At 67.0% G+C, this 13,056-nt stretch carries 13 protein-coding genes; 6 read left to right on the forward strand and 7 right to left on the reverse strand.

Features of this window, described 5'->3' with window-relative positions:
• Nucleotides 1-104 precede the first annotated feature (104 nt).
• From mutS to ACE3Q6_RS05625, 3 genes are all read right to left on the reverse strand, one after another.
• Nucleotides 105-2,720: a DNA mismatch repair protein MutS gene (gene mutS, locus ACE3Q6_RS05615; protein ID WP_374429534.1), complete on the reverse strand. Its 2,616-nt coding sequence runs from the start codon at nt 2,718-2,720 to the stop codon at nt 105-107.
• Between the two features lie 593 nt (nt 2,721-3,313).
• Nucleotides 3,314-4,612, reverse strand: a complete 1,299-nt coding sequence (gene hslU, locus ACE3Q6_RS05620; protein WP_374429536.1) for an ATP-dependent protease ATPase subunit HslU — start codon at nt 4,610-4,612, stop codon at nt 3,314-3,316.
• A complete protein-coding gene (locus ACE3Q6_RS05625) occupies nt 4,609-5,670 on the reverse strand; it encodes a hypothetical protein (RefSeq protein WP_374429538.1) in 1,062 nt (353 codons plus the stop codon). Before ACE3Q6_RS05625 ends, hslU begins: the two co-directional genes overlap by 4 nt.
• Before the next feature lie 202 nt (nt 5,671-5,872).
• On the opposite strand from ACE3Q6_RS05625, the gene ACE3Q6_RS05630 reads away from it, so the two are divergent.
• A complete protein-coding gene (locus tag ACE3Q6_RS05630; protein WP_374429540.1) occupies nt 5,873-6,160 on the forward strand; it encodes a BrnA antitoxin family protein in 288 nt (95 codons plus the stop codon).
• Here ACE3Q6_RS05630 and hslV read toward each other — a convergent pair.
• Both hslV and rpsO read right to left on the reverse strand, forming a co-directional pair.
• On the reverse strand, nt 6,157-6,717 hold the full coding sequence (gene hslV, locus ACE3Q6_RS05635) for an ATP-dependent protease subunit HslV (RefSeq protein ID WP_374429542.1): 561 nt from the start codon (nt 6,715-6,717) through the stop codon (nt 6,157-6,159). The two genes, ACE3Q6_RS05630 and hslV, sit on opposite strands and share 4 nt — an antisense overlap.
• Nucleotides 6,718-6,816: 99 nt before the next feature.
• Entirely contained in the window at nt 6,817-7,086 is a 270-nt protein-coding gene (gene rpsO, locus ACE3Q6_RS05640) for a 30S ribosomal protein S15 (RefSeq protein ID WP_374429544.1), read from the reverse strand.
• Nucleotides 7,087-7,368: 282 nt separating this feature from the next.
• Here rpsO and ACE3Q6_RS05645 point away from each other — a divergent pair, with 282 nt between their 5' ends.
• The gene (locus ACE3Q6_RS05645; RefSeq protein WP_374429546.1) at nt 7,369-8,364 is read left to right on the forward strand and encodes a calcium-binding protein; all 996 of its coding nucleotides are present in this window, start codon (nt 7,369-7,371) and stop codon (nt 8,362-8,364) included.
• A gap of 6 nt (nt 8,365-8,370) precedes the next feature.
• On the opposite strand, the gene ACE3Q6_RS05650 is transcribed toward ACE3Q6_RS05645, so the two are convergent.
• Nucleotides 8,371-8,871, reverse strand: coding sequence for a DUF1643 domain-containing protein (locus tag ACE3Q6_RS05650; protein ID WP_374429548.1), 501 nt, complete (start codon nt 8,869-8,871; stop codon nt 8,371-8,373).
• Nucleotides 8,872-9,063: 192 nt separating this feature from the next.
• Here ACE3Q6_RS05650 and ACE3Q6_RS05655 point away from each other — a divergent pair, with 192 nt between their 5' ends.
• The 4 genes from ACE3Q6_RS05655 to queG all read left to right on the forward strand — a co-directional run bounded on the left by ACE3Q6_RS05655 (nt 9,064) and on the right by queG (nt 12,177).
• On the forward strand, nt 9,064-9,582 hold the full coding sequence (locus ACE3Q6_RS05655; RefSeq protein WP_374429550.1) for a DUF1269 domain-containing protein: 519 nt from the start codon (nt 9,064-9,066) through the stop codon (nt 9,580-9,582).
• Nucleotides 9,583-9,604: 22 nt separating this feature from the next.
• A complete protein-coding gene (mtgA, locus tag ACE3Q6_RS05660; protein WP_374429552.1) occupies nt 9,605-10,357 on the forward strand; it encodes a monofunctional biosynthetic peptidoglycan transglycosylase in 753 nt (250 codons plus the stop codon).
• 65 nt (nt 10,358-10,422) lie between these two features.
• Nucleotides 10,423-11,088 carry a glutathione S-transferase family protein gene (locus ACE3Q6_RS05665; RefSeq protein WP_374429554.1) on the forward strand — a complete coding sequence of 222 codons (666 nt, stop codon included), beginning with the start codon at nt 10,423-10,425 and terminating at the stop codon, nt 11,086-11,088.
• Nucleotides 11,089-11,142: 54 nt separating this feature from the next.
• Nucleotides 11,143-12,177 carry a tRNA epoxyqueuosine(34) reductase QueG gene (gene queG / locus ACE3Q6_RS05670; RefSeq protein WP_374429556.1) on the forward strand — a complete coding sequence of 345 codons (1,035 nt, stop codon included), beginning with the start codon at nt 11,143-11,145 and terminating at the stop codon, nt 12,175-12,177.
• Here the strand turns inward: queG and ACE3Q6_RS05675 are convergent.
• Nucleotides 12,174-13,004 carry a hypothetical protein gene (locus ACE3Q6_RS05675; RefSeq protein ID WP_374429558.1) on the reverse strand — a complete coding sequence of 277 codons (831 nt, stop codon included), beginning with the start codon at nt 13,002-13,004 and terminating at the stop codon, nt 12,174-12,176. The two genes, queG and ACE3Q6_RS05675, sit on opposite strands and share 4 nt — an antisense overlap.
• Between the last annotated feature and the right edge of the window lie 52 nt (nt 13,005-13,056).

Consider the following 13,056-nt stretch of genomic DNA (forward strand, 5'->3'; position numbering starts at 1 on the left):
GGGGGGCGGCCCGGGGGGGGGGGGGGGTGGTGGGCGCCTTTGGTTGGCGGTTTGGGGGGCACTGAGGGGATTTCGGTGGGGTGGGTGCGCCATGAATGCGCACCCTACGCCAACCCTTTGATTTCATAGATCAGTTTCAGGGCCTCCATCGGGGTGAGTTCATCCGGGTGGATGTCCTTCAGGCGTTCCTCCACGGCGGAGACCTTCTGCTTCTGCGGCGGGGGCGCGGGTGGCGCTGCCCGGAACAGCGGCAAGTCGTCGATTAGTGTGGCCTGCTTGCCGCCCTCGCGGTCGCCCTTTTCCAGCGCGTCGAGGACGACTTTTGCCCGCTCGATCACAGACGGCGGGAGGCCTGCAAGGCGCGCGACCTGGACGCCGTAGCTGCGGTCGGCGGCGCCTTCGCGGACTTCGTGCAGGAAGATGACCTCGCCTTCCCATTCCTTCACGGTGACCGTGGCGTTCTTCACGCCCGGGAGCTTGCCCGCCAGCGCCGTCATCTCGTGGTAATGCGTGGCAAAGAGGGCGCGGGAGCGGTTGACCTCGTGCAGGTGTTCGAGGGTCGCCCAGGCGATGGAGAGGCCGTCGTAAGTGGCGGTGCCGCGGCCGATTTCGTCCAGGATCACCAGCGCGCGGTCGTCGGCCTGGTTCAGGATCGCGGCGGTTTCGACCATTTCCACCATGAAAGTGGAGCGGCCCCGGGCGAGGTCGTCGGAGGCGCCGACCCGGCTGAAGAGCTGGGAGACGAGGCCGATGCGGGCCTCTGTCGCCGGGACGTGGCTGCCGGCCTGGGCGAGGAGGGCGATGAGAGCGTTCTGGCGGAGGAAGGTGGATTTGCCGGCCATGTTGGGGCCGGTCAGCAGCCATATGGCGGGGGTGTCCTTGTCCGTGAGCGCGCAGTCGTTGGCGACGAAGGGTTGGCCGTCGCGGCGCAGCGCGCGTTCGACGACGGGGTGGCGGCCCCCGGTGATCTGGAAGGCGCGGCTGTCGTCGACCTCGGGGCAACACCAGCCTTCTTCGGCGGAGAGGTCGGCGAAGGCGGCGGCGAGGTCGATCTCGGCCAGGGCGCGGGCGGCCAGCGCGATGGGGGCGGAGTGGTCGAGGATTTCGGCTTTCAGGGAGGCGTAGTGGCGCTTCTCGATCTCGAGCGCGTGGTTGGCGGAGTTGAGGATGCGGGTTTCGAGGTCGGAAAGCGCGAGGGTGGTGAAGCGGACCTGTCCGGCGGTGGTCTGGCGGTGGATGAAAAGCTCCGGCATGGCGCGCATGCGGTCTTCGTGGGTGGTGGTCGTCTCGATGAAGTAGCCGAGGACGTTGTTGTGCTTGATCTTCAGGGACTGGATGCCGGTCTGGTCGATGTAGTCGGCCTGCATCCGGGCGATGACGCTGCGGCCTTCGTCGCGGAGGGCGCGGGTGTCGTCGAGTTCGGGGTCAAAGCCGGGCGCGATGTAGCCGCCGTCGCGGGTGAGGAGCGGGGGTTCGGCGATTAGGGCGCGGGTGAGGTGGGCGACGAGTTGGTCGTGGCCGAGGAGAGATTGGGCAGCTTCCGTGAGGAGCGGTGGGGCGTCGGTCAGGAGTTGGGCGATGCGGCCGGCCTGTTCGAGGCCTGCGCGGATCGCAGCCATGTCGCGGGGGCCGTCGCGGTCGAGCGCGAGGCGGGAAAGGGCGCGGTCGATGTCGGGGACGCGGCGGAGCGCCTCGCGCAGCTGGTCGCGGAGGAAGGGGGTTTCGAGGAGGTAGTCGAGGGCGGCCTGGCGGGCGTGGATGGTGTGGAGATCGAGGGACGGGGAGGAGAGGCGGCGTTCCAGGAGGCGCGCGCCCCCGGCGGTGACGGTGCGGTCGATGGCCGCGAGGAGGGAGCCTTCGCGGCCGCCGGAGAGGGCCTGGGTCAGTTCCAGATTGCGGCGGGTTGCGGCGTCGATCTGCATCGTGCCGCCGAGGGGTTCCTTGACCGGGGGGCGGAGGAGAGGCATCCGGCCGCGCTGGGTGAGGTGGAGGTAGTCGACGAGTGCGCCCATCGCGGAGATCTCGGCGCGGTCGAAAGTCCCGAAGGCGTCGAGGGAGGCGACGTGGAAGAGGTCGCAGAGGCGGCGCTCGGCGTTGGTGGAGTCGAAACTGCCGCGGGAGAGGGGGGTGACGGCGGTGGCGTCGAGGAGGGGGGTTATGTCGCGCTCGCGGGCCTCGGAGAGCAGGAGCTCGCGGGGGGCGATGCGGGCGAGGTCGGGGCCAAGGCGGGTGAGGGAGGAGGGCATCACCCGGAATTCGCCGGTGGAGATGTCGGCCCAAGCGAGGGCGGCCTGGTCGCGGACCTCGGCGAAGGCGGCGAGGAAGTTGTGGCGGCGGGCTTCGAGGAGCGAGTCCTCGGTCAGCGTGCCGGGGGTGACGAGGCGGACGACGTCGCGTTTGACGACCGCCTTGGAGCCGCGCTTCTTGGCTTCGGCGGGGTCTTCCAGCTGTTCGGCGATGGCGACGCGGAAGCCCTTGCGGATCAGGGTGAGGAGGTAGCCCTCGGCCGAGTGGACCGGGACGCCGCACATGGCGATGGGTTCGCCGAGGTGGAAGCCGCGCTTGGTGAGGGCGATGTCGAGGGCGGCGGCGGCGGCGACGGCGTCGTCGAAGAACATCTCGTAGAAGTCGCCCATCCGGTAGAACAGGAGCGCGCCGGGGTTCTGGGCCTTGATCTCCAGATACTGCGCCATCATCGGCGTGACGGTGTCTTCGGTCACTGCGGCCCCCCTTGAGTGGGGGGAGAGTATCGGGTTGGCGAGGGTCGGGAAAGGGGGAGTGTCCACGGTGGACATTTCCGGATTTCTGTTTGGTTTCCGGGGGATGGTCGTGGACGGCAGGGATTTGCTAACCCTGTCTGGGAAGCCCCCTCACCCCGGCCCTCTCCCCCGGGGGGGAGAGGGGGCGCGGGTTTCGCCGTGGTGCCTGGCCATTGGCGGCGGGAGGGTCGAAGCGGCGGAGCCTCCGGCGGGGGTATCTGGGAAAGGGAAAGGTGTGTCTGGGGAGTCGGTCTGACGCCTGACTTATGTTTTCCGTCGGACGGTCGTAGGCGCTGACCGGATGTTCAGCAATGTGTTCGGCCGGTGCCCCCCACCCCCGGCCCCTCCCCACGGAGGGGGAGGGGAGGTGCCTGGCTGCGGCGGTGCGCTTTTTCTGCGCCCATGCTCCGGGTTTCGAGGGTGGAGCCTCCGGCGGGGATATTTGAGCCAGTATGAAAAGCGGTGGTGGTGGCGTCCGCCGGTGCTGCCTCCGGCGGGGATATTTGGGCAAAGATGAAGGGGCTGTCTGGAAGGGAGTCGATCTGAAGCCCGACCTACAGGACGTATCTTGAGATATCGGCAGAGCGGGCCAGCGCGCCGAGGTTGGTTTCGACGAAACCGGCGTCCACCGTCACCGACTGGCCGCTGCGGTCTGGGGCGTGGAAGCTGAGTTCCTCGAAGACGCGCTCCATCACTGTGTAGAGGCGGCGGGCGCCGATGTTTTCGACGCTGCGGTTCACCTCGGCGGCGATGCGGGCGAGCGCGGCGATGCCGTCGGGGGTGAAGGTGACTTGCACATCCTCGGTCGCCATCAGGGCCTTGTACTGGCGGGTAAGGGCGTTGTCGGTCTCGGTCAGGATGGAGACGAAGTCGTCCTCGGTGAGGGGCGCGAGTTCGACGCGGATCGGGAGGCGGCCCTGGAGTTCCGGGAGGAGGTCCGAGGGCTTGGCGATGTGGAAGGCGCCGGAGGCGATGAAGAGGATGTGGTCGGTCTTCACAGGGCCGTGCTTTGTGCTGACCGTGGTGCCTTCGATCAGGGGGAGAAGGTCGCGCTGGACGCCTTCGCGGGAGACATCGGCCCCGCGGGCGTCGGAGCGGGCGCAGATCTTGTCGATCTCGTCGAGGAAGACGATGCCGTTTTCCTGCACGGCCTCCATCGCGGCGGCGCGGACGGCTTCGTCGTCGAGGAGCTTGTCGGCTTCCTGGCCGATCAGCACGTCATAGCTTTGCGCGACGGTCATGCGCTTGCGGGTTGAGCGGCCGCCGAAGGCCTTGAAGAGGTCCTGCAGACCCTGCATCTGGGTTTCCATGCCGGGCATCCCGAAGCCCAAGGGCATGGCGGGGGCGGCGTCGGCGACGTCGATCTCGATCATCGTGTCATCCAGCTCGCCACGCTTGAGCTTGCCGCGAAACATCTCACGTGTCTGGTCCCGGGCGTCCTTCCCGGCGAGGGCTTCGATGACGCGGTCCTCGGCCGCCTTGTGGGCGCGAGCCTTCACCTCCTCACGCATCGCGGCGCGGGTGTCGTTGATCGCGACGTCGACAAGATCGCGCACGATGGAATCCACGTCGCGGCCAACGTAGCCGACCTCGGTGAACTTCGTGGCCTCGACTTTCAGGAATGGGGCCTTGGCAAGTTTGGCCAGGCGGCGGGAGATCTCGGTCTTGCCGACGCCAGTGGGGCCGATCATCAGGATGTTCTTCGGGTAGACCTCGTCGCGGAGGTCGTCGCCGAGGCGCTTGCGGCGCCAGCGGTTGCGGAGCGCCACGGCGACGGCGCGCTTGGCCTCCTTCTGGCCGATGATGAAACGGTCAAGTTCCGAGACGATTTCGCGGGGGGTGAGGTCGGTCATTCGGTCGATCCATAGGGCGGCAAGCGGGATTTGCCGGGGAAATTCGGAAGCAGGTCCATGACCTTGGCGCGCAGCTGCACCCACCAGGTGCCGATGGCGGTGATGAAGCTGCCGAGGACGAGGAGGACGAAGATCCAGCTGGTGCCGCCGTCTCCGCCCATGACCCAGCCGATCACGATGGCGATGTAGACGATGGCAGCGGTGAGGAAGCTGCGGCGGTCGATGACCAGCGCGAGGAGGGTGATGAGGACTAGCGCCACGGCGAGGAAGCCCATCCCGCCGCCGTTCATCAGCGTGACGGCGACGGTGTTCACCAGGGCGGGCGCGGCGAGGAGGTGGCACCAGAAGGCGGTGGCGGCGTGGCGGCCAAGGCGGTGCGGGTCGCGGGTGTCGAACCACATGCCGGTCAGGAAGGCCGCGGTCCCGAAGAGAAGCGTGGCCGTTGCGAAGGCCGGGCTTTCGGTCAGGTCGAAGAAGCTTCGGAAGTCATCGCCGCCCGCGACGAGGCCGATCAGGTTTTCGGCCGAGGCGGTGACGGCATAGACGGCCCCAAGAGCGAAGGCCCCGACCAGGAAGGCCGAGAAGGGCAGGCGGAAGCGGCGATACCAGGCGACCATGCCCAAGGCCGAGGCGACGAAGCCCAGGATCGCCGTCATCCGCTCGTCCAGCTGGCCCTGAGCAAGGACGGTGAAGGCGAAGATCGCGATGCCGGTGCCGAAGGCCGTCGCCAGCACCATCGAGGGCAGGGTCATGCGGCGCTTGAGCGTGAAATAGCCCGCCCACCACCAGGCGATGGCGGCGGTGGCCAAGGGTACGAGCGTAAGGAGCGTTAAGCCGCCGATCACGGTGAGCAGCGCGGAGGCGCCGACCAGAAGGATCACGAGGCCGATGGAGATGAAGATTTCCGAGAAGCCGCGGAAAAATTCGAACGGCTCATCCTCGGCCGGCAGGGCGGCGCGTTTTCCGGCGCGATCGTTGGCCAGCGCCACAAGCGAGGCGGCCTGCGCTTCGCTGAGAATTCCGGCAGCGACGGCGGCGCGGAGATCTTCTGGGGTCATCGGGCACAGACTCTCGGCAAGAAACGGTCAGTGCAGAGATAAGGGGTTTGTCCGGGCAAACCAAGTCAGGTAACTTGTACGCGGCAGTCGTATATACGGGCGGTAGGTTGCATATGTACAATCTGTATATATGCATGGCCCCATATGCGTTTGACAAAAATAGAAAAGACCGGTTCGGCAGCCGGAGCAGAGGGGCATGTGCATGGTGGAAGAGGTTCCGAAACGGTTGAGCATCGCCGAGAAGCGGGCGATGGGGTCTCCTCTGGTGCTGACGCCGGAACGGCAGGTCCAGGAGCTTGAGGTCGAGGCACTGACGACGGCGGCCTGGGTCGAGGCGTCGATGCGCGATCAGACGCGGAAGAAGCTGATCTCGTTGCGGGTGGATCCCGAGGTGATCGAGTTCTTCAAGGCGCAGGGGCCGGGCTATCAGACACGGATGAACGCGGTACTCACGGCCTACATGCAGGTGAAGAAGGAAATGGAGACCTAGGCGGCGCGGATGCGTTCGACCGTCAGGTTCCCGTTCGTATAGACGCAGATGTCGGCGGCGATGGCCATAGCCTGGCGGGCGATGGTTTCGGCGTCGAGGTCGGAGTGCATCAGCCCGCGCGCGGCCGCCAGGGCGAAGTTGCCGCCCGATCCGATGGCGGCGACGTCGTGTTCGGGTTCCAGCACGTCCCCCGCGCCGGTGATCACGTATAGCGCGCTGCCGTCGGTGACGATCAGCATGGCCTCGAGGTTGCGGAGGTACTTGTCCATCCGCCAGTCCTTGGCAAGGTCGACGCAGGCGCGGGCAAGCTGGCCGGGGGCGGCTTCGAGTTTCTTCTCCAGCCGTTCCAGAAGGGTGAAGGCGTCGGCGGTCGATCCGGCGAAGCCGCAGACGACATCGTGGCCGCCGGGGGAGAGGCGGCGGACTTTGCGGGCGGTGCCCTTGATCACGGTCTGGCCGAGGGAGACCTGGCCGTCACCCGCGACCACGACTTCGCCACCCCGGCGGACCGCGAGGATGGTGGTGCCGTGCCAGCCGGGGAATTTGTCGTCAGCCATGATGCCCTCCGCGTTTGGGTCTATATAGGCGGTGTGGCGGCACAACGCAAAACGCCCGCGCCTTGCGGGCACGGGCGTTCTTGGCGGTTGCAGCCGGTCTTAGCGGCGCAGGCCGAGGCGGGTGATGAGGGTGGAATAGCGGCCCTCATCGGTTTTCTTCAGGTAGTCCAGCAGCTTGCGGCGCTGGGCGACGAGCATGAGGAGGCCACGACGCGAGTGGTTGTCGTTCTTGTGGCCCTTGAAGTGCTCGGTCAGGGTGGCGATGCGCGAGGAGAGGATCGCAACCTGGACTTCCGGCGAGCCGGTGTCGCCTTCCTTGGTCGCGTATTCCTTGATGAGCTTCGCTTTTTCTTCGACGGTGATCGACATCGGGGTCTCCTTGGCTATGGGTGATGGCGCAAGCCGGGATGTCGTCCAGCAGGGCCCTTGGAGGGTCCGACCTTGCGGGCGGATGCGGGCGTATAGGCGGAAACCGGCAGCAAGAAAAGCGGATTCGCGCAGGCGGGGCACAAGACGTCCTTAACCTAGAGTCGCGACGACACTTTGGGCCGCGCCAGAACCGTGCTATTCCTGCGAAAGTTGCCTTGCGTTACCAATATGTTAACGCGATGCGGTCGCCGAGGTCGGGCCGCGCAGTGGGGAGTAGGTGGTGTGCTCGCGTTGATAGGTGTCTTTGGCGTCCTGATGGCCGGTCTTGCGGCGGACGCCCTGCTGTCCAGCCGCCAGGACCCGGAGCAGGAGGATGATCCAACTCCGGAGGAGGAGGAAGCTCCGGCCGAGGGAAACCTTCTGGACGACATGTACGGCGACCCCACGATCCCCCAGTCGGACGACAATCCCGACGCCGAGGACCCCGCGCTTCAGATCAAAGGCGGCAATGGCTCCGACCTTCTGGACGGTGCGCAGGCGGGCGACACGATCCTGGGCCTTGGCGGGGACGACCAGATCAACGCGCGCGACGGGCACGACTGGCTGTCGGCGGATGACGGCAACGACATGGTCTGGGCCGGTGCGGGCAACGACACGGGCCTGGGCGGCGACGGCAACGATACGCTGTATGGCGACGCTGGCGCGGACTCGCTGGTTGGCGGTGCGGGGGCGGATTCGCTCGCCGGCTGTGAGGACAACGACAGCCTGTCCGGCGGTGACGGCGGTGACAGCTTGATCGGGGGCGAGGGTGACGACTGGCTGGACGGTGGGGACGACGCCGATTGGCTGGTCGGCGGGCTGGGCGATGACACGCTGGACGGTGGCGCTGGCAAAGACGACCTGGACGGAGGCGCGGGCCACGACGTCATCGACGGCGTCGAGGATGGCGCGCAGGAAAGCGACTTCCTGAACGGGCAGGCGGGAAATGACCGGCTGATCCTTGGCGCAGGCGACCAGGCAAGCGGGGGCGATGGTGAGGACGAGTTTGTTCTGCAGGAATGGGTGTCAGAGGGTTCGGTCGCCAGCATCATGGACTATGACCCGACCCAGGATCAGCTGGTGGTCGTCTATGACGCCGCCATCCACACCGATCCCGTCCTGACGATCGAGCCGAACGCTGGTGGAACCGGGCAGTCGATCCTGATCGACGGGGCGAAGGTCGCCGTGGTCAATGGCGCCAAGGTCAGCCTTTCGGATATTCGGCTGGTCCCCGGTTGAACCCGATTACCAGGGCTGCGGTTGCTGGTCGTAGCCCACGTAAAGCGGATGCCGTGGCTGGCCCTGGCCGGTCAGGCCAAGATGCGTAAGCCGCGCTCCGGTCGAACGCAGCAAGGCTTCGATCCGCGCGCCGCGATCCAGATGCAGCCCGTGGTTGCCCCAGGCGCAGACGATGCTGTCGGCCCAGCCCACACTTTCCAGGATGGCCGCGTCGTTTCCCGGCCCGACGGGGTCGGCTGCGGCCCGCATCACCTTGGGATCCGTGGCGCGGAAGGCAAAGATGTTGGTCACCCGGAACGCGCCGAAGCCAAGGGCGCGAGCCCGCCGCTCGCAGCGCTCGACCGTCGGGTCGTTCTGCACCTCGGTCGCGGTCGAGGGGTTGAGCATGACAAAAAGCGCCTTCGGTCCCGGCGCCCACACCCGGGTCAGCAGGTAGCGATAGGTTTCGCAGTCGGAATAGACCGCTTCGGACAGGGCGTCGCCCTTGGTGAAGCTGCGCGAGATCATCGGACCGGGCCCCTGGTGACGGCGTGGCGGTGCGCCGGACTTTGGCAGCGCCGGATCGCTCTAGCAAACCGCAGGGACCGAGGCCAGAAGGACCGGCGCGCCTTGACGCGGGCGGGCGATTCCGCTTGTTGCGGATTTGCAGACGCGCCTAGATTGTCGCGCAGCCACCGAACCGGCCGTGGAGCCAGCCCCGTGTCCGACCTGATCCTTGCCGCCTATGCCAGCCACCGCCCCGCATTCGCGGCCGGCGAAGCCCTGGCTGCGCTCCAGGCCGAAACCGGCGTCGACCGGGAGGACATCGTGGTCGTGACGCGCAGTGGTCCGGGGCGCGTTTCGCTGAACCAGGGGATCGACGGGGCGACGGGTCAGCCCCTGGGCGGCGGGCAGTGGGGCGCGTTGATCGGGATGCTGTTCCTGGACCCGCGCCGACCTACGGGCCAAGGACAGGGCCTGGCCGAGCAGTTGCTGGCCTCGGGCCTTGCGGCCGACTTCCTGGGGGAGGTCGTCAAGTCCCTGACGCCGAAGGCCGCAGTGGTCGGCCTGCGGGTGCGGAAGCTGGGCGTGGACCGGGTGCGGGCCAGGCTGGAGGCGCTGCCGGGCCGCCCGAAGATCCTGCAGGCGCGGCTGACGCCCGACACCGAGGACGCGCTGCGCGAGCTGCAGGATCAGATTCCACACGGCGTGCTGCAGCAGCCGGACGGGATGATCTGATGCTTTGGGCTTCCAAGCGGTCATGACCGGGAAATCCCGCGACACAGAAGACGCGCCTGCCCCGCGCAAGCGCAAGGCCAAGGCGGCCCCGCCGCCAAAGCGTCCGCTGTGGCGGGTGGGGTTGACGTGGCTGGGCCGCGGGCTTGGCGCCGTGGCCGGGCTTTATGCGCTGCTGGTCCTGCTTTTCAGCTTCGTGCCTCCGCCGATCAACTTCTACCAGATGGGCGAGATCTGGCGGCTGGGCAGCATCGACAAGGACTGGGTCAGCTGGGAAGAGATCGCCCCGGTGATGGGCCGGTCGGCCGTGGCCGCCGAGGATGCGAACTTCTGCAACCACTGGGGCTTCGACATGGCGGCGATCCGGCAGGCCATCGAAGAGGGCAGCAACCGGGGTGCCAGCACGATCAGCCAGCAGGTGGTGAAGAACGTCTTCCTCTGGCACGGCCGCAGCTGGGTGCGGAAGGCGATGGAGGCGGTGCTGACCCCGGTGGTCGAACTGGTCTGGTCGAAGGAGCGGATCCTGGAGGTCTATCTGAACGTGGCCGAGTTCGACGAGGGCGTGTTCGGCGTGCAGGCGGCGGCGCAGCATCACTTCGGGGTGGACGCCAAGGACCTGAGCGCGCTTCAGGCGGCCCGGCTGGCGGCGGTGCTGCCCGATCCGCAGGGCCGCAGTGCCTCGGAGCCGACAAGCTTTGTCCGCAGCCGGACGCGTGCCATCATCTCGGGCGCGGAAACCATCGCGGCGGACGGTCGATCCGCCTGTTTCGAGGGCTGAAGCGGGCGCAGGGATTGAATTCCGGGTCCCGGCGCTGCAAGACGTAGGAAAGGAGCTGCCGCCCGATGAACCGCCTGTACCACGTCCCCCTCTCTCCATTCTGCCGCAAGGTGCGCCTGACCCTTGCGGAGAAGAAGATCGAGGTGGAGCTGGTCGAGGAACGGTACTGGGAGCCCTCGCCCGACTTCCTGCGCCGGAACCCGGCGGGGAAGGTGCCGATCCTGAAGATGGGCAACCGGGTGATGAGCGAAAGCCAGGCGATCTGCGAGTTCATCGAGGAGACGGCTCCCGAGCCACCGCTGATGCCGCGGGGTGCGGAGGGGCGGTACGAGGTGCGGCGCTTGTGTGCCTGGTTCGACGACAAGTTCCACAACGAGGTGACGTCGAAGCTTTTGTACGAGCGGGTGAACAAGAAGGTCACTGGCCAGGGCTATCCGGATTCGAAGAACGTGAAGCTGGGGTCGACGCGGATCAAGTATCACCTGGACTACATGGCCTGGCTGCTGGACCAGCGGCGCTGGCTGGCGGGGGATGCGATGACGCTGGCGGATTTCACCGCGGCGGCGCATCTGAGCTGTCTCGACTACATCAGCGACGTGGACTGGAACCGGCATGCGGTGCTGAAGGACTGGTACGCGAAGATCAAATCGCGGCCGTCGTTCCGGCCCTTGCTGGCGGACCAGATTTCGGGCTTCCCGCCAGCGGCGCATTATGCCGACCTGGATTTCTGATCCTGGCGGCGGACCGGGGGCCAGCCCCCGGACCCCCGGGATATTTGTGCAAAGATGAAAGGGCTGACGAAAGAGCAGCTGGTGGCGCGGGCCCTGGAGGAGGGGTTCGTGAAGGTGGGGGTCTGTCGGCCGGATGCGGTGCCAGAGGCGGCGGGGCGGTTGCGGGCGTTCCTGGAAGCGGGGCGGCACGGGCAGATGGGCTGGATGGCCGAGCGCGAGGAATGGCGCGGGTCTGCGGCGGCGCTTTGGCCACAGGCGCGGTCGGTATTGATGCTGGCGGAGGCCTATACTCCTGACGTTGATCCGCTGGCGGGGCTGGCGCGGCGGGATCGGGGGGTGATTTCGGTCTATGCGCAGGGGAAGGATTACCACGACCTGGTGAAGCGGCGGCTGAAGCGGCTGGGGCGCTGGATGGTCGAGGCGTCGGGCTGCGAGATCAAGGTCTTCGTCGATACGGCGCCGGTGATGGAGAAGCCGCTGGCACAGGCGGCGGGGCTGGGGTGGCAGGGGAAGCACACGAACCTTCTGGGACGCGACCTGGGAAACTGGGTGTTCCTGGGGGCGATCTTCACGACGTTTGAGCTGGAGCCGGACGTGCCGGAGGTGTCGCATTGCGGGTCCTGCACGGCCTGCCTGGACATCTGCCCGACGCGGGCCTTTCCCGCGCCGTATCAACTGGATGCGCGGCGGTGCATCTCGTACCTGACGATTGAACATCGCGGCCCGGTAGATATGGAGCTACGGGCGTGTATAGGCAATCGTATCTACGGCTGCGACGACTGCCTGGCGGTCTGCCCATGGAACAAGTTCGCCGTGGCGGCGCGGGAGATCGGATATCAGCCGAAGCATGGCTTGCCGGAGTTGGCCGAATTGGCGGCTTTGGACGATGCGGCGTTTCGGGAGCGGTTCGCGGGATCGCCAATCAAAAGAATCGGGCGCGACAGGTTCGTGCGCAATGTCTTGTATGCTATTGGAAATTCGGGAAATCCCGCGCTCAGACACGTGGCGCTGCGACTGACTGGCGATGCAGACCCGACGGTGGCCGAAGCGGCGGAGTGGGCCGCCGCCCGGCTTGGTTCGGCCGCCTAGGCCTTTACCTTCCGCTTCTCGATCGCCAGCCCGACCCCCGCCTGCGACATGGCGGCGTTCATGCCGGTGAGGTCCATCGCCTCGGTATCGATCGACGCGAGGAGGCCTGCCAGCATCAGCGACTGGTCTTCCTCGGGGATCAGCGCGGTCATCCGCTCAAGCCGCGAGAGGTCGAGGTCGACGGGGAAGGTGGGGAAGATGAAGGGCTGATCCGGCGTAATGGCATTGACGGCCATGCCCGAGGCGGTGGGCAGGCTGGACTGGGTCTGGTCCGAGACGGTGCCGTTCTGGGCGTAGTAGACCGCGCGGTTCTGCGGTGTCAGCATGACGCGGACCGGGGTGGCGGACTGGGCGACGCGGCGGAAGGTGAAGCCGCCGTTCGGGCGCGGGACCAGCCGGAAGACGGTGGGAAGACGCAGACGGACGTAGCCGCGCACTTCGAAGTTCTGCCCTTGCAGAGGGGTCTGGTCCAGCGGACCAGCCGGGAAGGCCGAGGGCAGCACGGCGACAAGCGCGGTGGCTCCCGGTTGGATGGTGATCGTCCCGGTCGAGGGCGCAAAGACGTTGCCAGCGGCATTCCCGTTCAGCACACCGGGTGCGTTGTTCACGCCGGGAGTATCGACGAAGACGACGGTGTTGCCGGTCAGGTTGCGCTCGGGCGGAGCGCCGGGGGCGACGACGAACTCTACCGCATAGCTGTACGCCGTGGATTCGAGGTTGGTGATCTCCAGGAAGTAGCCCTGGAAGACCTTGTCGATGCCGGTTTGGCCGATGGGGGTGGCGGGGGCCTGGGGCTTCCAGACCAGTTCGAAATGGGAGACTTCCATGAAGGACCTCGTGGGAAAATACGGAGATGGGAATGGGTCGGAGGCACGGAAA

The sequence above is a fragment of the Tabrizicola sp. genome, from assembly GCF_041913445.1.
Taxonomy (GTDB): Bacteria; Pseudomonadota; Alphaproteobacteria; order Rhodobacterales; family Rhodobacteraceae; genus Tabrizicola.